This is a genomic window from Streptomyces sp. NRRL S-87, assembly GCF_000719335.1.
Lineage (GTDB): Bacteria > Actinomycetota > Actinomycetes > Streptomycetales > Streptomycetaceae > Streptomyces.
Genome location: NZ_JOGB01000020.1, coordinates 60,113 through 81,500, shown reverse-complemented (window position 1 = coordinate 81,500; position 21,388 = coordinate 60,113). Strand labels below are relative to the sequence as shown.

The 21,388-nt window shown below is 74.9% G+C and carries 23 protein-coding genes; 9 read left to right on the top strand and 14 right to left on the bottom strand.

What is annotated here, in order from left to right; all coding sequences use genetic code 11:
* Positions 1-221 precede the first annotated feature (221 nt).
* The 8 genes from IF43_RS36460 to IF43_RS42685 form a co-directional block, all read right to left on the bottom strand.
* Complete coding sequence (locus tag IF43_RS36460; RefSeq protein ID WP_051795361.1) at positions 222-1,292, bottom strand: hypothetical protein; 1,071 nt, start codon at positions 1,290-1,292, stop codon at positions 222-224.
* Between the two features lie 116 nt (positions 1,293-1,408).
* Positions 1,409-3,046 carry an SDR family oxidoreductase gene (locus IF43_RS0115035; protein WP_037888615.1) on the bottom strand — a complete coding sequence of 546 codons (1,638 nt, stop codon included), beginning with the start codon at positions 3,044-3,046 and terminating at the stop codon, positions 1,409-1,411.
* 239 nt (positions 3,047-3,285) lie between these two features.
* On the bottom strand, positions 3,286-3,741 hold the full coding sequence (locus IF43_RS0115030) for a YbhB/YbcL family Raf kinase inhibitor-like protein (RefSeq protein ID WP_030199921.1): 456 nt from the start codon (positions 3,739-3,741) through the stop codon (positions 3,286-3,288).
* 98 nt (positions 3,742-3,839) lie between these two features.
* Positions 3,840-4,607: a cytochrome c biogenesis CcdA family protein gene (locus IF43_RS0115025; RefSeq protein WP_037888657.1), complete on the bottom strand. Its 768-nt coding sequence runs from the start codon at positions 4,605-4,607 to the stop codon at positions 3,840-3,842.
* 56 nt (positions 4,608-4,663) lie between these two features.
* Complete coding sequence (locus tag IF43_RS41620; RefSeq protein ID WP_051795360.1) at positions 4,664-5,236, bottom strand: TlpA disulfide reductase family protein; 573 nt, start codon at positions 5,234-5,236, stop codon at positions 4,664-4,666.
* A gap of 233 nt (positions 5,237-5,469) precedes the next feature.
* Positions 5,470-6,036, bottom strand: coding sequence for a hypothetical protein (locus tag IF43_RS40710; protein WP_158939319.1), 567 nt, complete (start codon positions 6,034-6,036; stop codon positions 5,470-5,472).
* The gene (locus tag IF43_RS41615; RefSeq protein WP_051795354.1) at positions 6,024-6,812 is read right to left on the bottom strand and encodes a thioredoxin family protein; all 789 of its coding nucleotides are present in this window, start codon (positions 6,810-6,812) and stop codon (positions 6,024-6,026) included. The genes IF43_RS40710 and IF43_RS41615 overlap by 13 nt, the downstream gene beginning before the upstream one ends.
* A gap of 279 nt (positions 6,813-7,091) precedes the next feature.
* Positions 7,092-7,661, bottom strand: coding sequence for a hypothetical protein (locus tag IF43_RS42685; RefSeq protein ID WP_234332180.1), 570 nt, complete (start codon positions 7,659-7,661; stop codon positions 7,092-7,094).
* Positions 7,662-7,697: 36 nt separating this feature from the next.
* Here IF43_RS42685 and IF43_RS0115000 point away from each other — a divergent pair, with 36 nt between their 5' ends.
* Positions 7,698-8,390 carry a response regulator transcription factor gene (locus IF43_RS0115000; RefSeq protein WP_030199910.1) on the top strand — a complete coding sequence of 231 codons (693 nt, stop codon included), beginning with the start codon at positions 7,698-7,700 and terminating at the stop codon, positions 8,388-8,390.
* Positions 8,387-9,787 carry a HAMP domain-containing sensor histidine kinase gene (locus IF43_RS0114995; protein WP_030199909.1) on the top strand — a complete coding sequence of 467 codons (1,401 nt, stop codon included), beginning with the start codon at positions 8,387-8,389 and terminating at the stop codon, positions 9,785-9,787. The genes IF43_RS0115000 and IF43_RS0114995 overlap by 4 nt, the downstream gene beginning before the upstream one ends.
* A gap of 7 nt (positions 9,788-9,794) precedes the next feature.
* Here the strand turns inward: IF43_RS0114995 and IF43_RS0114990 are convergent, their stop codons facing one another.
* Entirely contained in the window at positions 9,795-10,091 is a 297-nt protein-coding gene (locus IF43_RS0114990) for a hypothetical protein (protein ID WP_030199908.1), read from the bottom strand.
* A gap of 193 nt (positions 10,092-10,284) precedes the next feature.
* Positions 10,285-11,181, bottom strand: coding sequence for a CAP domain-containing protein (locus IF43_RS0114985; protein WP_030199907.1), 897 nt, complete (start codon positions 11,179-11,181; stop codon positions 10,285-10,287).
* Between the two features lie 271 nt (positions 11,182-11,452).
* On the opposite strand from IF43_RS0114985, the gene IF43_RS0114980 reads away from it, so the two are divergent.
* From IF43_RS0114980 to katG, 4 genes are all read left to right on the top strand, one after another.
* Positions 11,453-12,268 (top strand): class II aldolase/adducin family protein, encoded by an 816-nt coding sequence (locus IF43_RS0114980; RefSeq protein ID WP_030199906.1) that lies wholly within the window; start codon positions 11,453-11,455, stop codon positions 12,266-12,268.
* Positions 12,269-12,339: 71 nt separating this feature from the next.
* Positions 12,340-13,125 (top strand): TetR/AcrR family transcriptional regulator, encoded by a 786-nt coding sequence (locus tag IF43_RS0114975; protein WP_158939317.1) that lies wholly within the window; start codon positions 12,340-12,342, stop codon positions 13,123-13,125.
* A complete protein-coding gene (locus tag IF43_RS0114970) occupies positions 13,122-13,997 on the top strand; it encodes an alpha/beta fold hydrolase (protein ID WP_234332178.1) in 876 nt (291 codons plus the stop codon). The genes IF43_RS0114975 and IF43_RS0114970 overlap by 4 nt, the downstream gene beginning before the upstream one ends.
* A 252-nt stretch (positions 13,998-14,249) precedes the next feature.
* A complete protein-coding gene (katG, locus tag IF43_RS0114965) occupies positions 14,250-16,439 on the top strand; it encodes a catalase/peroxidase HPI (protein ID WP_030199903.1) in 2,190 nt (729 codons plus the stop codon).
* Positions 16,440-16,508: 69 nt separating this feature from the next.
* On the opposite strand, the gene IF43_RS0114960 is transcribed toward katG, so the two are convergent.
* A complete protein-coding gene (locus tag IF43_RS0114960) occupies positions 16,509-16,907 on the bottom strand; it encodes a nuclear transport factor 2 family protein (RefSeq protein WP_030199902.1) in 399 nt (132 codons plus the stop codon).
* Between the two features lie 100 nt (positions 16,908-17,007).
* Here IF43_RS0114960 and IF43_RS0114955 point away from each other — a divergent pair, with 100 nt between their 5' ends.
* Positions 17,008-17,499, top strand: a complete 492-nt coding sequence (locus IF43_RS0114955; protein WP_030199901.1) for a flavin reductase family protein — start codon at positions 17,008-17,010, stop codon at positions 17,497-17,499.
* Positions 17,500-17,604: 105 nt separating this feature from the next.
* On the opposite strand, the gene IF43_RS0114950 is transcribed toward IF43_RS0114955, so the two are convergent.
* The 3 genes from IF43_RS0114950 to IF43_RS0114940 all read right to left on the bottom strand — a co-directional run bounded on the left by IF43_RS0114950 (position 17,605) and on the right by IF43_RS0114940 (position 20,055).
* A complete protein-coding gene (locus tag IF43_RS0114950) occupies positions 17,605-18,528 on the bottom strand; it encodes a Rieske 2Fe-2S domain-containing protein (RefSeq protein WP_030199900.1) in 924 nt (307 codons plus the stop codon).
* Between the two features lie 86 nt (positions 18,529-18,614).
* Positions 18,615-19,343: a hypothetical protein gene (locus IF43_RS0114945; RefSeq protein WP_030199899.1), complete on the bottom strand. Its 729-nt coding sequence runs from the start codon at positions 19,341-19,343 to the stop codon at positions 18,615-18,617.
* Between the two features lie 67 nt (positions 19,344-19,410).
* Positions 19,411-20,055, bottom strand: coding sequence for a dihydrofolate reductase family protein (locus IF43_RS0114940; protein ID WP_030199898.1), 645 nt, complete (start codon positions 20,053-20,055; stop codon positions 19,411-19,413).
* A 383-nt stretch (positions 20,056-20,438) separates the two neighbouring features.
* Between IF43_RS0114940 and IF43_RS41610 the strand changes: the two genes are divergently transcribed.
* Both IF43_RS41610 and IF43_RS0114930 read left to right on the top strand, forming a co-directional pair.
* Positions 20,439-20,900, top strand: a complete 462-nt coding sequence (locus IF43_RS41610; RefSeq protein ID WP_030199897.1) for a MarR family winged helix-turn-helix transcriptional regulator — start codon at positions 20,439-20,441, stop codon at positions 20,898-20,900.
* Positions 20,901-20,910: 10 nt separating this feature from the next.
* Entirely contained in the window at positions 20,911-21,330 is a 420-nt protein-coding gene (locus IF43_RS0114930; protein WP_051795352.1) for a hypothetical protein, read from the top strand.
* Positions 21,331-21,388 lie beyond the last annotated feature (58 nt).

The window sequence follows — 21,388 nt, the reverse complement described above, 5'->3', positions numbered from 1 at the left end:
GGATTCCCCCTTCGACGACTTCAGGTCAGGCGGAGGCCGGCCTTCCCGCAGGACCGCGGTTTCCGCAGGTGGGAGGCCTCGCCGGGAGATTCTGGACCATGATCGGGGTCTTGCCGCAAGCCCCCCGGTGCGCTATATGTTGAGCATGGCGGGGAGTTGACGAACTCCTCGCCTTCGCCGTTCCCGCCAGTGTTTCCGTCAGCGTTCCGCCAGCGGTTCCGTCAGCGCCCGGGGCGTCGGCGCCGGCGGAGGTACCAGACGGCGCCGACGGCCACGGAGAGGCCCGTGACCGACACCGCGAGAACGGGCCAGCGCGAGTCCCTCAGGTCGGCGACGACCACCAGGGCGAGGGCCCCGAGGGGCAGCAGGAGCGAGGCGGAGGCGCGCACCACCGCCGCGATCATGCCGGGGTCCGAGGCGGCGGCGTGCAGGTCACCCGCGGCCTCCGGCGCCGCCCAGGTCCCGCCCGTCGCCCCCGACCGGTAGAAGTCGACGGTGCGCTCCGCCAGTTCGCCCGTCGACCGGTGGTAGGAGAACGCCAGGTACGGCAGCCACACCAGCGGGGCGACGAACCCCACGACGACCACGGCGATCACCAGCGCCCAGCGGGCCACCCGCACCGGCGTCCGCGTCGGCTTCCCGCTCGGGCCGAGCAGTCCGAGCAGGTACGCCATGCGGCGGACCGTGGTCCACAGCGCTGCCGTCCTGGACCCACGCCGGTCCGCGGAGCGGGCACCGGCGGCGTCCGTGCGGGCGGCCATCGCGTCGAGCGCCGCACGGGCGGCGGGTACGTCCGGGTGGGCTCCCTGGATCACCAGCAGCTCGGCCGCACGGTCGGGGGACGCCGCGTCGCGGCCGGCCACGGCGGCGATCTCCAGGGCCATCCGCAGCTGCGCCAGCAGGGCGGCGCAGAACGCGAACGGTATGAGCAGCATGAACGGTCCGCCCACGAACGCGCCCTCGGTCACCACCACGCGCCGGCCGCGGCCGATCACCAAGGCCCGCAGCTCGTCGGGGTCCGCGTCGGGATGCCCGGCGCGGACCCTGGCGACCGTACGGGCGGCCCGGCCGCCGAGCCGGCGGGAGGCGAACGAGGCCAGGATCTCGGGCAGGTGCCCGGGGTCGGCGAGCATCGAGCGCAGCAGCCAGCGCGCCAGGCGCTGGTCGCGTTCTCCGGTGGCCGTGGCCGCCGTGGCTCCGGTCGCGCGGCCGCGGCGCGTGTCCGCCCCGTCCGTGCCTGCGGGCCGCGTGGTGCCGGGCCCGGGGACACCGCGGGGTGTCTCCTCGGCCATGGCTCCATTGTCGCCGCAGGGGGGACGGGGCACTCCCCCGACGGTCCGTCCGGGTCATCCTTCTGGTCACCCCGTACGTGCGCGCGCCGGGGTGCCCGGGACCGGTCCCGGGCCGGTCAGCCGGCCGCCGGCTCCTGCCCGGCGAGCCGTTCCGCGGCCCGGGTGATGTTGCGGGCCATGCCGCCGAACACGACGGCGTGGAACGGGGACACGCTCCACCAGTAGAGGTGGCCGAGCAGCCCGCGGGGGTGGAACAGGGCCCGCTGGAGGTAGCGGGTCCGGGCACCGGTGGGGCCGTCGGCGCCGCCGGATCCGTGCGGGCCGCCGGGGCCGCCGGCGCCGGCAGGGCCTCGGGGCACGTCGGCGCCGGCAGGGCCGTCCGGGGCGGCGTGCGGGTCGACGTACATCTCCAGCCAGGCCAGCCCCGGCAACCGCATCTCGGCCCGCAGGCGCAGCAGTCGGCCGGGCTCGATCTCCTCCACCCGCCAGAAGTCCAGCGAGTCCCCCACCCGCAGCCGGGCCGCGTCGCGACGGCCGCGCCGGATGCCGGCGCCGCCGGCCAGGCGGTCGAGCCAGCCGCGCACCGCCCAGGCCAGCGGGAAGGAGTACCAGCCGTTCTCGCCGCCGACGCCCTCGATGATCCGCCACAGCTCGCCCGGACCCGCGGCGGTCTCGCGGGACCGGCGATCGGTGTAGAGGCTGCCGCCCGCCCAGTCCGGGTCGGTGGGCAGCGGGTCGCTCGGGGCGCCCTGGAGCGAGGCGTTGGACCAGCGGGTGGTCACGTTCGCCTCGCGCACGCGCTGGAGGGCCAGCTCCAGGGACCGGTCGAAGCCGACGGGGTGGCCGGGCGGGTCGGGCACGTGGCGGGCGATGTCGTGGTCCCGGCACACGACCTCGTGGCGCAGGGACTCGGCCAGTGGTCGGGCCAGTGCCGGCGGGACGGGCGTGACGAGCCCGATCCAGAGGCTGGACAGGCGCGGAGTGAGCATCGGCACCCGCACGATGAACCGCGGGCGCAGTCCGGCGACCGCCGCGTACCGGTGCATCATCTCCTCGTACGTGAGGACGTCCGGGCCGCCGATGTCGAAGGCGCGGTTCACCTCCGGGGCCATGCGGGCGCTGCCGACCAGGTAGCGCAGGACGTCGCGGACGGCGATGGGCTGCACGCGGGTGCCCAGCCAGCTCGGGGTGACCATGACCGGGAGGCGCTCGGTGAGGTAGCGCAGCATCTCGAAGGAGGCCGAGCCGGAGCCGATGATCACGGCGGCGCGCAGCACGGTGGCGGGGACGGGCCCGCGCAGGAAGATCTCGCCGACCTCGGCACGGGAGCGCAGGTGCGGCGAGAGGTCCCGGGTGGGCTCGCCGCCCGGGACGAGTCCGCCCAGGTACACGATGCGCCGTACGCCGGCGGCGTGCGCCGCGTCGGCGAAGGTCCGGGCGGCGGCGCGGTCGCGCTCCTCGAAGTCGGGGCCGGTCGTCAGTGAATGGACCAGGTAGTACGCGACGTCGACGCCGCGCAGCGCGGCGGCGGTGGTGGCGGCGTCGGTGACGTCGCCGCGGACCGCCTCGACGCGGCCGGCCCAGGGGTGGTCGCGCAGCCGTTCGGGGGACCGGGCCAGGCAGCGGACCTGGTGGCCCGCGTCCAGCAGCTCGGGCACGAGGCGTCCGCCGATGTATCCGGTCGCGCCGGTGACCAGGCAGGTCAGGGGCCCGGGGGCGGGCGCGGGCTCGTGCGGCGGGTGGGGGGTGTCCATGGCAGCCTCCGTTTCCGGCGGTCGCCGGCTCTGCCGCCCGGTCCCGCGCGGCTGCCGCCTCCCTCCAGGATCCCCGGCCGGGGCCCGGACTGCCCGGCGGCGGGACGGCCGGCCGGTGGGACGGCCGACCGGGCTCGTCGAACGCCTCGGACGCGCGGTCGCCGCTGGGGTCGGGGCCGCTCGTACGCGTCGACGGGCCGCCACCAGGCCCACGCGTGCCCGCCGCCCACCCGCCCGGGCTAGCTGCGCTGGTAGGTCCCGACGAGGGTGGCGCTGGCCAGCTGGAGGTCCCGGACGGCGCCGTGCACGGCGTCCACGGTGGGGCGTTCCGGGAGGCGGACGGGGTGGGACAGGGCGTACAGGCGGAAGAAGTAGCGGTGCGGGCCGTGGCCGGGGGGCGGCATCGGGCCGCCCCAGCCCGGCTTTCCGAAACCGTTGGGCCACGGTTTGCCGCCGTGCGGGAGGGCACCCTCCTCCACGCCGCCGGTCCACGGGTCGATGCCCGTGACGAGCCAGTGCAGGAAGCTGCCGCGCGGCGCGTCGGGGTCCTCGCACAGGAGGAGCAGTTCCGCGGTGCCCTCGGGGGCGGCCGTCCAGACCAGGGCTGGTGAGACGTCGTCCCCCTCCCCGCTGTGGCGGCGGGGGATCTCGGCGTGGTCGGCGAAGGCGGGGCTGGTGAGCTGAAGGGCTGTCACGGCGCTGCCGTACCCTGGCGGGCACCCCCGCGTACCGCGGCGGCCGGAGGGTCCACCCGTCCGGCCCAGGGGCGTCCCGCCGAGGGTGCGGGGACCGGTCAGAGCGCGGCGGTGGTGTCGGCGGTCCAGCGCTGGAGGTCGTACACGAGGTCGCCCCACAGCCCGCTCGCCAGGAGTGCGCCGACCAGGACGAGCAGGCCGCCGCCGACCCGCAGCACCCAGACGTAGTGGCGCTTGACCCAGCCGAACGCGCCCAGCGCCCGTCGGAACGTCAGGGCCGCGAGGACGAACGGCAGCCCCAGGCCCAGGCAGTACGCCGCCATGAGGAACGCGCCGCGGCCGGCGCTCGCCTCGTTCCAGGCGAGGGCCTGGACCGCCGCCAGGGTGGGCCCCATGCACGGGGTCCAGCCGACACCGAAGGCCACGCCCAGGAGCGGGGCGCCCATCAGGCCGAGGTGGGGGCGGCGGTGGCTGCGGAACTCCCGCTGGGTGAAGCCCGGGAGCAGTCCCGTGAAGGCGAGGCCCATGAGGATCGTGAGGACGCCGAGCACCCGGGAGATCGGGTCCTGGTAGATCAGCAGGGTCCGGCCGAAGTAGCCGAACAGCGCCCCGCCGGAGACCAGGACCGTGGTGAAGCCGCTGACGAAGAGGAGTGCGCCCGCGGCCATCCGGCCGCGGTGTCCGGCGCGCGCCTCGGCGAGGTCGGCGACGGAGAGGGAGGTGACGTAGCTGAGGTAGCCGGGGACCAGGGGCAGGACGCACGGCGACAGGAAGGACACGAGCCCGGCGAGGACGGCGACCGGCGTGGCCACCAGGAGGGTGCCGGTGAGGAGGTTCGCGCCGCCCGCGTCCACGGCGGCGGCCAGGACCGGGTGGCCGAGGATCCGGGGGGCGGCCTGGAGGGCGGCCGGGAGGGCGGCGGTCACGAGGGCTCCGCGAGGACGGTGTCGAGCAGGGCGGTGAGGTCCGGTGCGGTGACCGGGCCCGAGGTGGCGGCGGCGATCCGGCCCTGCCGGTCGATCACGACGGTGGCCGGTACGGCCTGCGGGTTGACGGTGCCGGCCGGGAAGCGCAGGGGCAGGGTCCCGCGCGGGTCGTGGATGCTCGGGAAGTGCTGTCCGTGGGCGGCCACGAAGGAGCGCGCCGCCGAGACGTCGGGGTCGCGGGTGTTGATCCCGAGGAAGCGCACGTCGCGGGCGGCGGTCCGACCGCGCACCTCCTCCAGGGCCTTGGCCTCGGCGCGGCAGGGGCCGCACCAGGAGGCCCAGATGTTCACGACGACGACGTGGCCGCGGTGGGAGGCCAGGGAGTTCGGGGTACCGCCGCCGACGTCCGGGCCGGCGAGCTCCGGCGCCGGGAGGCGGTCGGCGGCGGCCAGGACCGTCGGCCGTTGGGCCGCGCGGGCGTCGGCCGGGGCGTCCGGGGAGCAGCCGCCGACGACGAGGGCGGTGACGAGACCGAGCAGCGGGAGGGCGAGGGAGGTACGACGCGGCACGCGGCGCCTTTCGTGCGGGGGGCCGGCGGGGGGGCGGCGCCGACGGGAGGAGCGGGGGAGGTGGGAGGCGGGAGGTGGGAGGAAGCGAGGGAGGTGGGGGGTGGAAGGAGCGAGGAAGGTGGGGCCCGGGACCGTCCCGGCGCCGGGGCGGCCCGGTGCGTCCGACGGGTACGGGTCGGTGCGGCGGGTCCGGTGCCGGGACGGCCTGCGGAGCGGGCGCGTTGCTCCGCGGGTCAGCCGGGCTGCGGGAACGCGATGCCGTCGTCGGTGACGGCGAGCGGGACGCGGTGGTCCTGGACGGGGATCAGGCATCCCTCGGTCGCGTTGCACAGCGCGTAGCCGACCGAGACGTAGCCCGCGCCGGACCCGTCCGCGGTGAGCGGCAGGGTGGTCGTGACCGGTCCGTCCGGGTAGACGGGCAGCAGCGCGTCGGTGCCGGGGCTGTGGATCTTCCGTACGGGCACGTCGGCGGTGAGCCGTCCGTGCGGGCGCACCGTGCCGTGGACCGCGAGCGCGGTGGGCCGTCCGATGCCGTCGACGCCCTGCGGGGGGAGGTCGACGCTGTAGAGGTGGAAGCCCTTCTCCTGCGGGACGAAGTCGGCGGTGAGCGTGCCGTGCGCGCCGTCCCAGCCGGTCACGCGGAGGGTGACCGCGACGCCGTTCTCGGTGAACGAGGCGGTGGGGACGTCCGCGGCGCGGCCGTCGTCCCCGCCCGTGCACGAGGCCACGGAGAGCAGGACCGCCGTTGACAGCAGGCCCGCGCCGAGCGCCCGCGCGAAGCGCGGTCTCACTTCGCCCACGCGCGCAGGAAGGTGCTCAGGCCGGCGACGGTGAGCTTCGGGTTGCCGGTGGCGTGGGTGTCCGTACGGACGTCGCCGGAGGGCGAGACCACGATGAGCACCGGCATCTTGTAACTGCCGCCGCCGCTGCTGTACTTGCGCAGCAGGGAGAAATTGTCCGAGTCCGAGCTGCCGATGTCCACCTTCACCAGGTGGTAGGAGTCGTTGAGGAGGCCGGTGAGCGAGGACGTCGCGAACGCCTTGTCGGCGGCCTTGCAGTTGCCGCACCAGTTGGCACCGAAGTCGAGCAGCACCGCCTTGCCGTCGGCCTTGGCCGCCCTGAGCGCCGCGGCCACGGCCTTGTCACCGCTGCCGGAGGGGTAGCCGCGCTCCGGCGCCCCGCCGCCCCCGCCCGAGGTCGGCTTCGGGTCGGGCGCGCCGGTCTTGCGGGGCTTCGGCGCGGGCTTCGGCGCGGCGGGGGCGACGGAGGCGGCCGGCTTGCCGGCCGGGCGGGCCGGCACGGAGGCCGCGGCCGCCGGGGCGGTGGAGGCCTTCTCAGAGGCGGCCGGGGCGGCCTTCGGCCCGACCGGCACGGTCGCGGCGTCGGCGCCGGCGCCGGTGGCCGCGTCGGCGGCGCGGGAGGAGGACTCGGCGACCACGGCGCCCGCGTTGTTCGCGGCGTCCGCGGAGTCCGGTCCGCCGCACCCGGTCAGGGCGGTGACGGCGAAGCCGGCGGTCAGCAGCAGGGGCAGCGTCCGCCTGGGGAGGGCGGAGGATCCGGGCGTACGAGAACTCATGGTGGTGCCACCTCACATGGGTCTGTGACTTGCGGGACCCGGCCGTACCGGCGCGCGAGGGGCCGGGGGCAGGGCGCGGCGTCCGGCGGAGCGCGGCCCGGCCCGAGGGGCCGGGCGGAGCGTTCGACCGTTGTCGCCGGGCACGAACATAGGGAGGAAATCCGCTGTTCGGGGGCCTGGTGGCGGTTCTTCAAGAAGCCCTAAGGAAGCCCTTGGACGGGCCATGGTTTCCATCCCGGCGAAATGCCGCATCGCGGGAGGTACGGCGGGTCGGGACCGTCAGCGCACGGACTCCTCGCGGACGCTCGCCCGTGCCGAGGGGGTGACGGTGGCGGTGATCTCCGACCGGTGCGTGCCGCTGGTGAACGTCACGACCAGCGTCTGCGCGCTGCTCTGGCGGGTGCTCACGCTGAACCCCTGCTGCGGGACGGCCGAGATGAGGCACACGGCCCTGCTGCCGTAGCGCACGGTCGCCCGGCCGCCCTCGGACGGCACGGTGTGCGTGCCCCATCCCCCGCGCGCGCAGTCCGGATCGGGCTTCGCGGAGGGCGCGGTGCTCCGCTCGGGAGTGGCCGTCCGGTGGGGGGTGCGGGTGGCGCGCGGCGGGGTCCGTACGGCCGTCGGCCGTCCGGTCGGCCCCGGATCCGGCGTGGGCGTGGCGGAGGGGCCGGCCGGGGTCCCGGACGGCGTGGTGGCGGAATCGGCGGAGATGTCCTCCTGGGCCGACTGCGCCACGGGCGCGGTGGGGCGGGTGGAGCCGACGACGAAGCGGGCGGCGAGCGTCACGGCGGCGACGCTGGCGGCCGTACAGGTCAGCCATATGAGCAGGTAGCGCAGGAGGCGGGGCACGACACCATGGTGACGGACGCGCTAACGTGCCTGCCCATGGCCTCCGTACTGGTCGTCGAGGACGACCCCGTCATACGCACCGCCCTCATCGAGGCACTCAGCGCGCACGACCACACCGTCCGCTCGACCGCCTACGGGTTCGAGGCGCTGCGCGAGATCACCGAGGGTGGTCCGGACGTCGTCGTCCTGGACCTCGGACTGCCCGACCTGGGCGGTCTGGACGTGCTCCGCATGGCCCGCGGCGTCTCCCGGGTGCCGATCCTGGTGGCGACCGCGCGCGACGACGACGCCGAGATCATCCGGCTGCTCAACTCCGGCGCGGACGACTACCTGGTCAAGCCCTACTCGGCGGGGCAGCTGGCCGCGCGGATCGCGGCGGTGCTGCGCCGGTCCCAGGCGCCGGCCGATCCGGGCGCGGGCCGCCGGGACGTCCTGCGCGTGGCGGACCTCACCGTGGACCGCACCGCCCGCACCGCGCACCTGGCCGGCGCCGAGCTGCTGCTGACGCGGCGGGAGTTCGACCTGCTGGCGTACCTGGCCGAGCACGCCGACCAGGTGGTCTCCCGCAAGCGCATCCTGAGCGAGGTCTGGCGCCAGCCGTACCTGGAGGAGCAGACCATCGACGTCCACCTGTCGGCGCTGCGCCGGAAGCTGGGCGAACGGGCGTCCCGTCCGCGGTACCTGCACACCGTGCGGGGCATCGGCATCAAGCTGGTCAGCGCCCGGTGAGGCGCACGCTCACCGGCATCGCCCTGGCGGCCACGGCGATGGTCGCCCTGTCCTTCCTGATCCCGCTGGCCATGCTCGTACGCGAACAGGCGAGGGACCGCGTGACGACGGCCGCCGAGCAGCGCGCTGCCGCCCTCTCCCCCGTCCTCGCCCTGACGACCCGCACCCAGGAGGTCCGGCAGGCTGTCTTCGAACTGGACCCGGCCGGCCGGCTCGCCGTGCGGCTGCCCGACGGCGGCAGGGTCGGCGTCCTGCACGCGGACGCGGACGCACTGGACGGGGCGGCGCGCGACCGCGCGACGGTGGCCCTGGAGGTGCCCGAGGGCTGGGTCTACCTCCAGCCCGTGGTCCTGCCGGCGGACCGGGTCGCGGTGGTCGAGGCCTTCGTGCCGGGCGAGGAGCTCGAACGCGGCGTCCTGGTCTCCTGGGGCGTGATGCTGCTCGTCGCGGCCGGGCTGGTCGGCGGGTCCGTCCTGGTGGCGGACCGGCTGGGCGCGCGGGTGGTGCGCTCCTCGCGGAGCCTGTCCGAGGCCGCCCTGGCGCTGGGGTCGGGGGACTTGGAGGTCCGGGTGGAGCCCGACGGGCCGCCCGAGCTCCAGGAGGCGGGTGCCGCCTTCAACACGATGGCCGACCGGGTCGTACGGCTGCTGGCGCTCGAACGGGAGCTGGTCGCCGACCTGTCGCACCGGCTGCGCACGCCGCTGACGGCGCTGTTCCTGGAGGCCGAGCGGCTGGAGGGGACGCCGGACGGGCGCCGCATCGCGGTCGCGGTGGGCGCGCTGGAGGAGCAGCTGACCGAGATCATCACCACGGCGCGGGCCCCGCTGGCCGCCGCGCCGGCGGGCGCGGGCGCGAAGGCCGGCTCGGCCCGGACGTCCGGGTACGGCGGTCACGCCGGGTGCGACCTCGCCGAGGTGGTGCTGGAGCGCATGGAGTTCTGGTCCGTGCTCGCACAGCAGCAGGGCCGCTCCTGCGAGCGGTACGCCACTCCGCGGCCGACTCCGGTGCGGGTGGAGGAGGACGAGGTCGCGGCGGTGCTCGACGCGCTGGTGGGCAACGTCTTCCGGCACACCCCGCAGGGCACGGCCTTCGGGGTGCGGGTGGAGCGCACGGAGGACCGGGTCGTCCTCACGGTGGACGACGCGGGCCCAGGTGTCGCCCGGCCCGACCGGGCCCGCACCCGCGGGGTGAGCGTCGGCGGGTCCTCCGGGCTGGGCCTGGACATCGCGGGCCGCTCGGCCGTGGAACCCGTGGAGATCGGTCGTGCGCCGATGGGCGGGGCCCGGGTCAGGGTGGCCTTCGCCCTGGCGGGTGCCCGCCCCGCGGACCGCAGCGGCGCGGCCGCGGACCGGCGTACCGGCCGCCGCCGGGCGGGGGGCCACCCGCTGTCCGGATGAGCCGGACTCACGTGCCGGAGTTGTCGACGAACCCCACGATGTCGAAGAACTGGACCTCGGGCGGGGCGCCGTACATTCCCGTCACCATTTCGACGATCTCCGCCGTGAGGAAGGAGCGGCCCTTGTCCTCGTCGTCCCACACGTAGAAGTTCCTTGCCCGGCTGCCGTCTTCGTCGAGCATGAAGCTCTTGAAGCGAAGGCCTGCCATGCCTTCGAACGGTCCGCGGAGTTCGCCGGCGATCTCTGCAACTCTTGAACGGTCGAACGTGTCGGTCTGCGTGAAAGTCACGAGCACGCCGATCATCGGGGCCTCCTACCGACTGGGTGAGCAACGGTCGATCGAGTGACGCTAGCGGCGGATCCTAGTACACACAGCAGGACATTCCGGGCGTTGCACCGCGAGTCGGAAGTGCGGCGGAGGTGCGGCGGCGGTGCGGCGGCGGAGAGCCGGATGCTCAGCCAGGCCGACACCGCAGCCATGGTCCGCAGGAAGCCGTCTAGCGGGGCGTGCCGAAGTCCTGGGTCCACCAGGGGCCGCCGGAGCCGCGGTCCACGCCGACGCCTATCTCGGTGAACTTGCAGTTGAGGATGTTGGCGCGGTGGCCGGGGCTGTGCATCCAGGCGTCGACGACGGCGGCCGCGTCCTGCTGCCCCTGGGCTATGTTCTCGCCCAGGCCGCTCCAGGCGTAGCCGGCGGCCTCGATGCGGCTGGTCATGGTGGAGCCGTCCGGGCCGGTGTGCGAGAGGACGCCCGCCCTGCGCATGGTGGCGCTGTAGGCGCGGGCGGCCCGGGTGAGGTCGGCGTCGGCCTTGAGGGGACCGCAGCCGGCCGCTGCGCGGTGGTCGTTGACGAGGCTGATGACGGTGCCCTCCGCGTCGTCCGCGGAGCCGCCCCCGCCGCCTGTGCCGGAACCCCCGGCCGAGCCCTTGTCCTTGTCGCCGCCCTTGTCGCCGTCCTGGCCGCCGTCCTTGCTCCGGGAGCCGTCGCCACCGGACTTCGTTCCGCCCGTGCCGGTGCCGCCCGCGGGCCGCTCGGCCGTCGGCCGGGCCGACGGGGCCGAGGTGGTCCTCGTCGGGTCGGCGGCCGGGGTCGCGCTCGGCGTCGGCGTGACGTCGGCAGGGGCGGACGTGCCGGGGAGCGGGTCCGCCGGGGCGCCCGCCGCGGGGTCCGCCCCCTGCGCGGGGTCGGCCGTGCCCTCGTTCATCAGCAGCGTGCGCGACGTGGCGGTGGTGTCGCCGCCTTCGCCCGCCACGACCACGGCGACGACCGCCGTACCGGCGAGCAGGCCGGCGCCGAGCGCCGCCTGCACGCGCCGGCGTCGCTGCCGCTGGTTGCGGCGCTCGGCACGGGTCCCGGGGACGGATCGGGTGAACGGGGGGCGGCCGGAGCTCATGGGTGGGCACCTCGCGGAAGTACGGGGGGAGGGGCCGGCGGACGTCTCGGGGCGGCCGCCGGTCGATGCGGAGGCTCAGAGTAGGTCGGCGTCACGGCGGTACGGGCGCCTCGACGGCGTTCTTAAGAAAGCCCTAGGAATCCCCGCAGCGTACGCAGAGGTTGGGCCGGGGCGAGCCGGCGCCGGGATGCTCCGACCCCTTGCGTTCTGCGTCCATCGGCCGCATTGTTTGCGTCCAGTGGATGCATTACGTCGACACGAAGGGCCCACCATGGAGACCGCCCCGACCGCAGGCGCCGTGCGCAGCGCGTTCATCCCCCAGCAGGAAGAGCTGGAGCTCGACCTCCCGCCCGTGTTCGACGACCCCGGCGCGGAGCGCGAGCACCGCAAGCAGCGGCTGGCCGGCGCCTGCCGGGTGTTCGGTCGCCTCGGCTTCTCCGAGGGGGTCGCGGGCCACATCACCGTGCGCGACCCGGAGTACCCCGACATGTTCTGGGTCAACCCGTTCGGGATGTCCTTCCGGCACGTCCGGGTCTCCGACCTGATCCTCGTCGACCACGAAGGACAGGTGCGCCACGGGAAGCGACCCGTGAACCGTGCCGGGTTCGTGATCCACTCCGCCCTGCACGCCGCCCGCCCCGACATCGTCGCCGCCTGCCACGCGCACGCCCTGTACGGCAAGGCCTTCGCCAGCCTCGGCCGGCTGCTGGACCCGATCACCCAGGACGCCTGCGCCGTGTACGAGCAGCACACCGTGCACCGCGACGACGCGGGAGCCGTGGTCGTCGAGGAGGAGTCGGGGCGGCAGCTCGCGGCGAGCCTGGGGTCCCACAAGGCCGTCATCCACCAGAACCACGGCATCTTCACCGTCGGCGAGTCGGTCGACGAGGCGGCCTGGTGGTTCGTCTCGATGGAGCGCAGCGCCCAGGCCCAGCTGCTGGCCGAGGCCGCCGGTACGCCCCGTCTCATCGCCCCGGAGGCCGCCCGCCACACCCGGGACCAGACCGGCTTCCCGCTGGCGGGGTGGTTCTCGTTCCAGCCGCTGTGGGAGGAGATCGCCCGGAGCGAGCCCGACCTCTTCGAATGAGTCGGATTCGAATGAGTCGGATCGAACGAGTCGGACCGGTCGAGCGAGCGATACCGAGTAGGACAGGACCCATGGCAACCGAAGCGTCCCGCGCACCCGCAGCCCCCTCCGCTCCCCCGCCGCCCGGGTCCGACCGGGCCGGCGGGCGCGGCCCGGAGCCCGGCTCGCCCGCCTGGTGGCAGGCGCGCTACGCCGAGCGCGCCCGGCGCCGGCCGCGCCAGGGCGGGCTGACCCTGGAGCGCATCACGGCCGCCGCCCTCGAACTCGCCGACCGCGAGGGGACGGACGCCCTCACCATGCGGCGCCTCGGCGAGCACCTCGACGTGCGCCACACGTCCCTCTACCGGCACGTGGCGAGCCGGGAGGAGCTGCTGATCGAGACCGTCGACCACGTACTCGGCGAGATCCGGCTGCCGGTGCTCGGCGGCGACTGGCGGACCGGCCTGGAGGACGGCGCCCGGGAGTTCCGCCGGGTGCTCCTGGCACACCCGGCCGTCGTCCCGCTCCTCACCACCGGCCAGTTGCTGGGGCCGAACGCGCTGCGGGCCCGCGAGCACGCCCTCGGGCAGCTGCTCGGTCAGGGCTGGCCGGCGCGCACGGCCGTGCACGTGTACCTCACCGTCACCCACTTCGTGATCGGCTCCGCGGTGCTCGACGCGGGCGGCGCGGCCCGTACGCCCGAGCAGCGCGCCGCGATGACCGACCTGTTCACCTCGCTGTCCCCCCGCACCCATCCTGTGGTCCACCGCCACGCCGAGCTGCTCAACTCCCTCGACAGCGACGAGGAGTTCGAGTTCGGCCTGGCCACGCTGCTGCACGGGCTCGGACGCCTGCACGAGAAGGAGGAGGACGCGTGACCGCACCTCGCGTGCTGCCGCCCCTGAGCCGGTGGACGGCCGGCGGGGCGCCCGTCCAGGTCGGCGACCACACGGTCTTCGTCCGCCACGACGGCCCCCCGGACGGCACTCCGGTGACTCTGATCCACGGCTTCCCCACCTCCTCCCACGACTGGGCGGCGGTCGTGCCCGCGCTGGCGGCGGCCGGGCTGCGCGTCACCACGCTGGACCTGCTCGGCTTCGGCGGGAGCGACAAGCCCCGCCGGCACCCGTACTCCGTGCTCGAACAGGCCTCGCTGGTCGAGGAGGTCTGGTGGCAGTGCGGCATCGGCCGCACCGCCCTGGTGGCGCACGACTACGGCGTCAGCGTCGGCCAGGAGCTGCTGGCCCGCGATCCGGCGCGCATCACCCGCATGGCGTGGCTCAACGGCGGCCTCTACCCCGACCTGCACCGTCCCGTGCTCATGCAGCGCCTGCTGCACGGACCGCTCGGGCCCCTGCTGGCCCCGCTCACGACCCGGCGGCGGTTCGCGGCCGCGCTGCGCGCCGTGCTGGGCCGCGAGGTGGCGGACGCGGACCTCGACGACCTCTGGGCGTCGGTCGCCCGGGCCGGCGGCCACCGCCTCGCGCCGCGGCTGCTGGGGTACATCGACGAGCGGCGCCGGCACGCCGCCCGGTGGACCGGGGCCCTGGAGTCCTTCGCCGGACCGACGCTCTTCGTCTGGGGGCCGGCCGACCCGGTCAGCGGCGCGCACGTCCTGGAGCGCCTGCGCGTACGGATGCCCCGGGCCCGGATCGAGGAGCTCGCCGGACCGCCCGCCGTCGGCCACTACCCGCAGGTCGAGGACCCCGCGTCGGTGGCCGAGGCGCTCACGGGCTTCCTGGCCGACTGATCCGCCCGGCGCCGGCGCCCGGACGCCGCCGACCATTTCCCGCGTCTCCCCCATTTGCGCCGGAGTTCATCCGACTAAAATCGATGCCGGAATTTCCGATTACATGTACGCGGAGTTGCTGTGCGTGTTCTCGTGGCTCTGAAGTCCGCAGTGCCATACGGTCGTCGCCGGACGGCCAGCCGCATCGCGGGGGCGTCACGCGCGGGCAGTAGCCGGCAGTAGGAAAGAGCGCGACAGGAAAGAAGGACGGACATGTCCGGCAGCGAAAGCGAGAACCCGGTAATCCCCTCCCCGGCCCCCACCGCGACGCGGCCCCGGACGAACCGGGACTGGTGGCCGAACCAGCTGGACCTCCAGGTTCTCCACCAGCCCTCGCCCGGGGCCGATCCGATGGGCGAGGACTTCGACTACGCGGAAGAGTTCAAGAAGCTCGACGTCGACGCGCTGAAGCGGGACGTGTTCGAGGTGATGACCGCGTCGCAGGACTGGTGGCCCGCCGACTACGGCCACTACGGGCCCCTCTTCATCCGCATGAGCTGGCACGCAGCGGGCACCTACCGCATCGCCGACGGCCGCGGCGGCGGCGGTGCCGGGGCGCAGCGCTTCGCCCCGCTGAACAGCTGGCCGGACAACGCGAGCCTCGACAAGGCGCGCCGGCTGCTGTGGCCGGTCAAGCAGAAGTACGGCCGGAAGATCTCCTGGGCCGATCTTCTCGTGTTCGCCGGAAACTGCGCTCTGGAGTCGATGGGATTCAAGACGTTCGGATTCGGATTCGGACGCGAGGACATCTGGGAGCCGGAGGAAATCTTCTGGGGTCCGGAGGACACCTGGCTCGGGGACGAGCGCTACAGCGGCGACCGGGAACTCGCCAATCCGTTCGGCGCCGTCCAGATGGGCCTGATCTACGTGAATCCGGAGGGCCCGAACGGCACCCCGGACCCGCTGGCCGCCGCGAAGGACATCCGCGACACGTTCGGCCGCATGGCGATGAACGACGAGGAGACCGTCGCCCTCATCGTCGGCGGCCACACCTTCGGCAAGTGCCACGGCGCGGTCGACCCCCAGTACGTGGGCCCGGAGCCCGAGGGCTGCCCTCTGGAGGCGCAGGGCCTCGGCTGGCCGAACACCTTCGGCATCGGCAAGGGCGCCGACACGATCACCAGCGGGCTGGAGGGCGCCTGGACCAACGCGCCCACCACCTGGGACAACGGCTACCTGGACAACCTCTTCGCGTACGACTGGGAGCTGACCACCAGCCCCGCCGGAGCGCGGCAGTGGACGCCCAGGAACCCCGAGGCGCAGGGCACCGTGCCGGACGCGCACGACCCGTCGAAGCGCCACGCCCCGATGATGCTGACGACGGACCTCGCCCTGCGGATGGACCCCGTCTACGAGCCGATCGCCCGGCGCTTCCACCAGGACCCGGCCGCCCTGGCCGACGCCTTCGCCCGGGCCTGGTACAAGCTGCTGCACCGTGACATGGGACCCGTGGCCCGCTACCTGGGCCCCTGGGTCCCCGAGCCGCAGCTGTGGCAGGACCCGGTCCCCGAGGTCGACCACGAGCTGGTCGGCGAGGCGGACGTCACCGCCCTCAAGGAGAAGGTCCTCGCCTCGGGGCTGTCCGTCCCCGCCCTGGTCTCCACCGCCTGGGCGTCCGCGGCGACCTTCCGCGGCACCGACATGCGCGGCGGTGCGAACGGCGCCCGCATCCGGCTCGCGCCGCAGAAGGACTGGGAGGTCAACGACACCCCCGAACTGGCCGAGGTCCTGCGGACCCTGGAGGGGATCCAGCGGGACTTCAACGGTGCGCAGACCGGCGGGAAGAAGGTCTCGCTGGCCGACCTGATCGTGCTGGGCGGCTGCGCGGCCGTCGAACGGGCCGCGAAGGACGCCGGGTACGACATCACCGTCCCGTTCGCGCCGGGGCGCACGGACGCCTCGCAGGAGCAGACGGACGCGGACTCGTTCGCCGTACTGGAGCCGCGGGCGGACGGGTTCCGCAACTTCCTGCGCGCCGGCGAGAAGCTGGCTCCGGAGACGCTGCTCCTGGACCGGGCCAGCCTGCTGACGCTGACCGCGCCCGAGATGACGGTCCTGGTCGGCGGGATGCGGGCGCTGAACGCGAACGTCCGGCAGAGCCCGCACGGCGTGCTCACGGACCGGCCCGGGAAGCTGACCACGGACTTCTTCGTGAACCTGCTCGACATGGGCACGGAGTGGCACGCCTCCACGTCGGCGGAGAACCAGTACGAGGGCCGGGACCGTGCCACGGGCCAGGTCCGGTGGACCGCGACGGCCGTGGACCTCGTCTTCGGCTCCCACTCGCAGCTGCGGGCCGTCTCGGAGGTGTACGCCTGCGCGGACGCCGGCGAGAAGTTCGCGCGGGACTTCGCGGCCGCGTGGGAGAAGGTCATGAACCTCGACCGGTTCGACCTGCACTGATCGCGGGTGCGGGCCGGCGGCCGGTGCGCGGACGCGCGCCGGCCGGCGCGGGCCGCCGGCCCGCACCGCTCACCCGGCGACGGTGTCGCCGTGCCGGTGGGCCACCCGCCAGGCGCCGCCCTCGCGGCGGTAGACCTGGGTGGCCCGCAGTGTGTAGCTGCGCGGCTGCCCGTCGACGGACACGGAGGTGTGCTCCAGGCCGGCGGTGTACGCCGTGTCCCCCGACACGTCGAAGGCCAGCACTTCGAACGCGTACGAGGTGCAGTCGGAAAAGCTCCGCTCCAGGTGGGTGAAGAGTTCGTCGACCTCCTGCAGGCCGACGGCGTTGCGCCACGCCCCCAGCACGCTCACCGGCTCCTCCCGCGACCAGAGCGCCCGACGGGGCCCGGCGTCGCCGTTGTGCAGGGCGAGCTCCGCCTCGCGCAGCGCCGTCCCGACCCATTCCAGGAATTCCTCGCGATCGGTCATGCCTGCATCATGCACCGCACCGGTGCCGCGGGCCCCGCAGGAACCGGCCGCGTCCCCCGCCCGGGGCGTGCCCGCCCGGGCCGACGGGCAGGAGCGGCCCATGACGAACGACTTCGACCGGTTCGGCGACCTCCTCGACTACCCGATGTACGTGGTGACGGCGGCGGCCGACGGAGACCTCGCGGGCTGCCTGGTCGGCTTCGCGTCGCAGTGCTCGATCGATCCGCCGCGGTTCGTCGTGTGGCTGTCCGTGGCGAACCGGACGTACCGGGTCGCGTCGCGCTGCGAACACCTCGCGGTGCACGTCCTGGACGCCGGGGGGCACGGGCTCGCGGCCCTGTTCGGAGGGCGGAGCGGCGACCTCGTCGACAAGTTCGAGCGCGTGGCGTGGGAGCCGCACGGCGCGGAGGGCACGCCGGTGCTCCGGGAGGCGGCCGGCTGGTTCGTCGGCCGGGTGCGCGGCCACTGGCCGGGCGGGGACCACGTGGGCTTCCTGCTGGACGTCGTCGACGTCGGACCGGCAGCGGGGAGTCGGGGTGGGCTGCTGGCCTTCAGCGACGTGGACGACGTACGGGCCGGGCATCCGGCGTGAGGACGGGCCGGCCGGCGCCGCGGGCGTGAGGGCGGCGCACCCGGCGTGAGGACGGGCCGGCCGGCGCCGCGGGCGTGAGGGCGGCCGGAAGGGGCTCGGGCCTGGTCAGGTGCCCGGGGCGCGGCGCAGCCGGGCCTCGACCCGGCCGTCCACGACACGCGTGTCGAACGCCGGCTGCGGGGCGGTGGCCGGGCCGGTCACGTTCCAGCCGTCCTCCAGGCGGAAGACGCTGCCGTGCCAGGGACAGCGGATGCAGCCGTCCGCCACCTCGCCCTGCGAAAGCGGGCCCGCCATGTGCGCACAGCGCTCGGCGAGCATGCGCACCGTGCCGTCCGGCTCGCGGACGACGACCACCTCGACGCCGTCCACGGTGGCCCGTACCGGCCGGCCTTCGGTCAGGTCCGACACGGGGCCCAGCCGGTGCCATCCCGGGCCCACGGTGTGCGGTACGGCCTCGGCGTGGTTGGCGCCGGCCGCCTGCCGGTAGGCGAGGTGTCCGCCCAGGGCGCCGCCGACGCCCACGCAGGTCAGGCCGGCGAAGGCGAGGGCCCGGCCGGTACCGGCCCGGCCGCGGGCGCGGGCTGCCAGCGAGGCACCGTACAGGTACAGCGCGCTGACGTTCGAGGCGGCGTGGACCAGTCCGACGCGCGCCTGCTCGGGCGGCAGCTCGGCCCAGTCCGTCCAGCCCGAGAGCGCCGCGGGAGCGGCGGCCCCCACGCCGACGCCGATGAGCACCCGGGCCGCGCGCCCCTGCCCGGGCAGCAGGTCGAGTACGGCCGCGGAGAGCCACGCACCGATCGGGACCTGGACGAGGAGGGGGTGGGCGGGGTGTCCGAGCGGCACGCCGTGCAGGACGTCGCGGGCCCGCCCGAGCGGGGCAGCCCGCACGAGGCGGCGGACGGCGCCGGCGAGCCCGTCGGCGCGGGGTGAGTGCTCCAGCCGTTCCACGGCGCGCAGCACCGGGCCGGGCCCGGCCGTCCGGCGCGGCTCCGCGCGGTGCGTGGGGTGCGTGCGGTGCGTGCGGTTCACGGGGTGAGTGTGCATGCCGGGCGGCTACCCGGGGGCGGGCTCCGGATGCGCCGTACGGTCCCGCCGGTCGGTGGCGCGGGGGCCGGTCACCAGTCCAGTTCGGCGGTGGTCTTGGCCGGGCCGAGGACCCGTACGTGCCCGTGGTCGCCGTAACCGGAGCGCCGCCACTCGGCGAACGCGCGGGCGGTGCGGTCCGCGCCCTCCTGCTCCCCGGCGCCGTAGTCGACCCGGACGACCGCCTCGGCGCGCCCGTCGGCGGGGCGGGTGCGGATGTCGACGCTCTCCACGTGGGAGCCGGTGCCGGGGCCCGCCGTCGCGGGGTGCGAGGCGAGGTGGGCGCGGAACTCGCGGAGCATCGGGAACCAGCGGTACGGGCCGGTGGCCGGCACGCAGGCGCCGTCGGCCGCACCGGCCCCCGGACCCTGGTCGTCGGTGGTGGTGTCGGGGAGGCCGCCCTGGTCGTCGCTCGTCAGGTCCGGACCGGTGTTCTGGTCGTCGCTGGTCAGATCCGGGAGCGTGCCCTGGTCGTCGGAGGTCTCGTCGGGGAGCGTGCCCTGGTCGTCGCTCGTCAGATCGGGGAGCGTCCCCTGGTCGTCGGAGGTGGTGTCCGGACCCGTCCCCTGGTCGTCCGAGGTGGTGTCCGGCAGGCCCCGGCGGCAGTCCTGGCCCGCGGCGGGCGACGCGGCCGGGCCCGCTCCCGGCGGAGCACCTGCCCGGGTCCCGGTGTGCACCGTGCCGCAGGCGGTCAGCGCCAGGCAGCCGCAGGCCAGCGCCGCGGCGGCGCGTACGAACCGAACCCGAACCGTGATCCCCATGTGTCGTCCCCCTTCGGACGGTGAGAGGGACTCCCACCGTCCGGGGTTCCACCGGCGGCGGGAAAAGTCACTTCCGCCAGAACAGGTGGTGGATCACACCGCTCGGGCTCGGTACGACGTCCAGGTGGAAGCGGTCCGACAGCTCCTCCGGGGAGTCCCACAGCCGCAGCCCGGACCCGAGCTTCACCGGCGAGACCGCCACGTGCAGGGTGTCGACGAGGTCGGCGTCGAGGAACTCCCGGATGGTGGTGACCCCGCCGCCGAGCCGGACGTCCTTGCCCTGTGCCGCCTCGCGGGCCCGGGCCAGGACGGTGGCCGGGTCGCCCTCGACGAAGTGGAAGGTCGTGTCGGAGAGCGTGAAGGACGGGCGTGGGTGGTGGGTCATCACGAACACCGGGGTGTGGAACGGCGGCTCGTCGCCCCACCAGCCGCGCCACTCGTGGTCCTGCCAGGGCCCGCGCTGCGGGCCGAACTTGTTGCGGCCCATGATCTCGGCACCGATGCCGTGCGCGAAGTCCCGGGTGAAGTAGTCGTCGAGGCCCCGGCTGCCGCCGGGGTCGGTGCGGTTGGGCCAGCTCGCGGTGGCCACGGCCCAGGCGAACAGCTTCCCGGGGTCGACGTGTCCGAACGGCCGCTCCAAGCTCTGGTCCTCGCCGGCGGCGATCCCGTCGCTGGAGACGCCGAAGTTCTGCACCCTCAGCAGCTGAGCCACGTGCTCCTCCTGTGTTGTCGGTGACGGTGACGGTGTTGAGACTCCGGGGACCGGCAGAACTCATCGCCGCGTACGCGACTCCTTCGGATGCGACCGTAGCCCGGCCCCGGGACCGGGACGGGTTCTGCCACGGGGCGACCGGGGCACCGCCAGCCGGACGGCGGGCCGTCCCGGATGCCCGCGGCGGGGGCGAGCACCGCGGTCGCCGTCCACCGGGCAGGTTCTGGTCGCTGCCCGCGGCGGCGCAGCACAGCGGCCCACCCAGCCCGGCGCGGCCCTCGCCGTCCCGGGAGACCACCGGGGCCGGCGCCCCTGCCGGGGAACCCGGGGAAGCAGCTCTTTGTTGTCTTGACAACAATTGTCGCGGCACGCACGATGGAGACGTGACGGAACGGACCAGCGGACTCCGCGACCACCTCGGGTACTGGCTGCGGCGGCTCTCCGACGAGGTGCACGGGCGCTTCGAACGGCAGCTCGCCGAGCACGGCGTGACCGTCTCGCAGTGGGCGGTGCTCGTCACCGTCCACCGCGGCGACGCCACGACCACCCGCGAGGTGGCCCGGTACGTCGACATCGACGCCGGCGCCGTCTCCCGCCTGGTCGACCGGCTGGTCGCGAAGGGCCTGATGGCCCGCGAGCCCGACCCCGCGTCCCGGCGCACCCTGCGCCTGACCCTCACCGAGAGCGGCCGCGACCTCGTACCGCGGCTCGCCGAGATCGCCGACCGCAACGACGCCCACTTCTTCGCCGCCCTCGAACCCGACCGGCGCCGCCGCCTGGAGGACTGGATCCGGCAGCTGGTGGACGAAGGCCACGACGATCGCACGGTACCCCCCACCCCCTGAAAGGCCCGCCATGAGCACCACGCAGACCACCGCCCGCTCGGTGACCAAGACCGTCAGCATCCGGCGCCCCGCGGCCGAGGTCTTCGACTTCGTGGCCGATCCCGCGAACTGGCCCGCCTGGGCCGTCGTCAACGTGCAGGCCGTCGAGCCCACCGACGACCCCGACTGGTGGCTCATGACCACCCCGCAGGGACCTGCACGGCTGCGCATCCGGGGGAACGCCGAACTCGGCGTCCTCGACCACGACTACGTGGACGACCAGGCCTCCTGGCAGGTCCCCGCCCGGGTCGTGGCCAACGGCAGCGGCGCCGAGTTCATGATCACTTTCTTCCAGCCGCCCACCTTCACCGACGCCTTCTTCGACGAGCAGGTCGCGCTGGTCGACGAGGAACTCGCCGCGCTCAAGCGGGTCCTGGAAGCCGGGGCGTAGTCCGGCTGCCCCCGCCCCCGGCCACCGGATTACGGTCCGCCGGCCCGCCCCGCGGCAG

Bases quoted from the DNA above. Each gene is read 5' to 3' on its own strand.
- IF43_RS36460 (WP_051795361.1), bottom strand. From the start codon at position 1,292: ATGGCCGAGGAGACACCCCGCGGTGTCCCCGGGCCCGGCACCACGCGG.
- IF43_RS0115035 (WP_037888615.1), bottom strand. From the start codon at position 3,046: ATGGACACCCCCCACCCGCCGCACGAGCCCGCGCCCGCCCCCGGGCCC.
- IF43_RS41615 (WP_051795354.1), bottom strand. From the start codon at position 6,812: ATGAGTTCTCGTACGCCCGGATCCTCCGCCCTCCCCAGGCGGACGCTG.
- IF43_RS0115000 (WP_030199910.1), top strand. From the start codon at position 7,698: ATGGCCTCCGTACTGGTCGTCGAGGACGACCCCGTCATACGCACCGCC.
- IF43_RS0114990 (WP_030199908.1), bottom strand. From the start codon at position 10,091: ATGATCGGCGTGCTCGTGACTTTCACGCAGACCGACACGTTCGACCGT.
- IF43_RS0114985 (WP_030199907.1), bottom strand. From the start codon at position 11,181: ATGAGCTCCGGCCGCCCCCCGTTCACCCGATCCGTCCCCGGGACCCGT.
- IF43_RS0114980 (WP_030199906.1), top strand. From the start codon at position 11,453: ATGGAGACCGCCCCGACCGCAGGCGCCGTGCGCAGCGCGTTCATCCCC.
- IF43_RS0114975 (WP_158939317.1), top strand. From the start codon at position 12,340: ATGGCAACCGAAGCGTCCCGCGCACCCGCAGCCCCCTCCGCTCCCCCG.
- katG (WP_030199903.1), top strand. From the start codon at position 14,250: ATGTCCGGCAGCGAAAGCGAGAACCCGGTAATCCCCTCCCCGGCCCCC.
- IF43_RS0114960 (WP_030199902.1), bottom strand. From the start codon at position 16,907: ATGACCGATCGCGAGGAATTCCTGGAATGGGTCGGGACGGCGCTGCGC.
- IF43_RS0114955 (WP_030199901.1), top strand. From the start codon at position 17,008: ATGACGAACGACTTCGACCGGTTCGGCGACCTCCTCGACTACCCGATG.
- IF43_RS0114945 (WP_030199899.1), bottom strand. From the start codon at position 19,343: ATGGGGATCACGGTTCGGGTTCGGTTCGTACGCGCCGCCGCGGCGCTG.
- IF43_RS0114930 (WP_051795352.1), top strand. From the start codon at position 20,911: ATGAGCACCACGCAGACCACCGCCCGCTCGGTGACCAAGACCGTCAGC.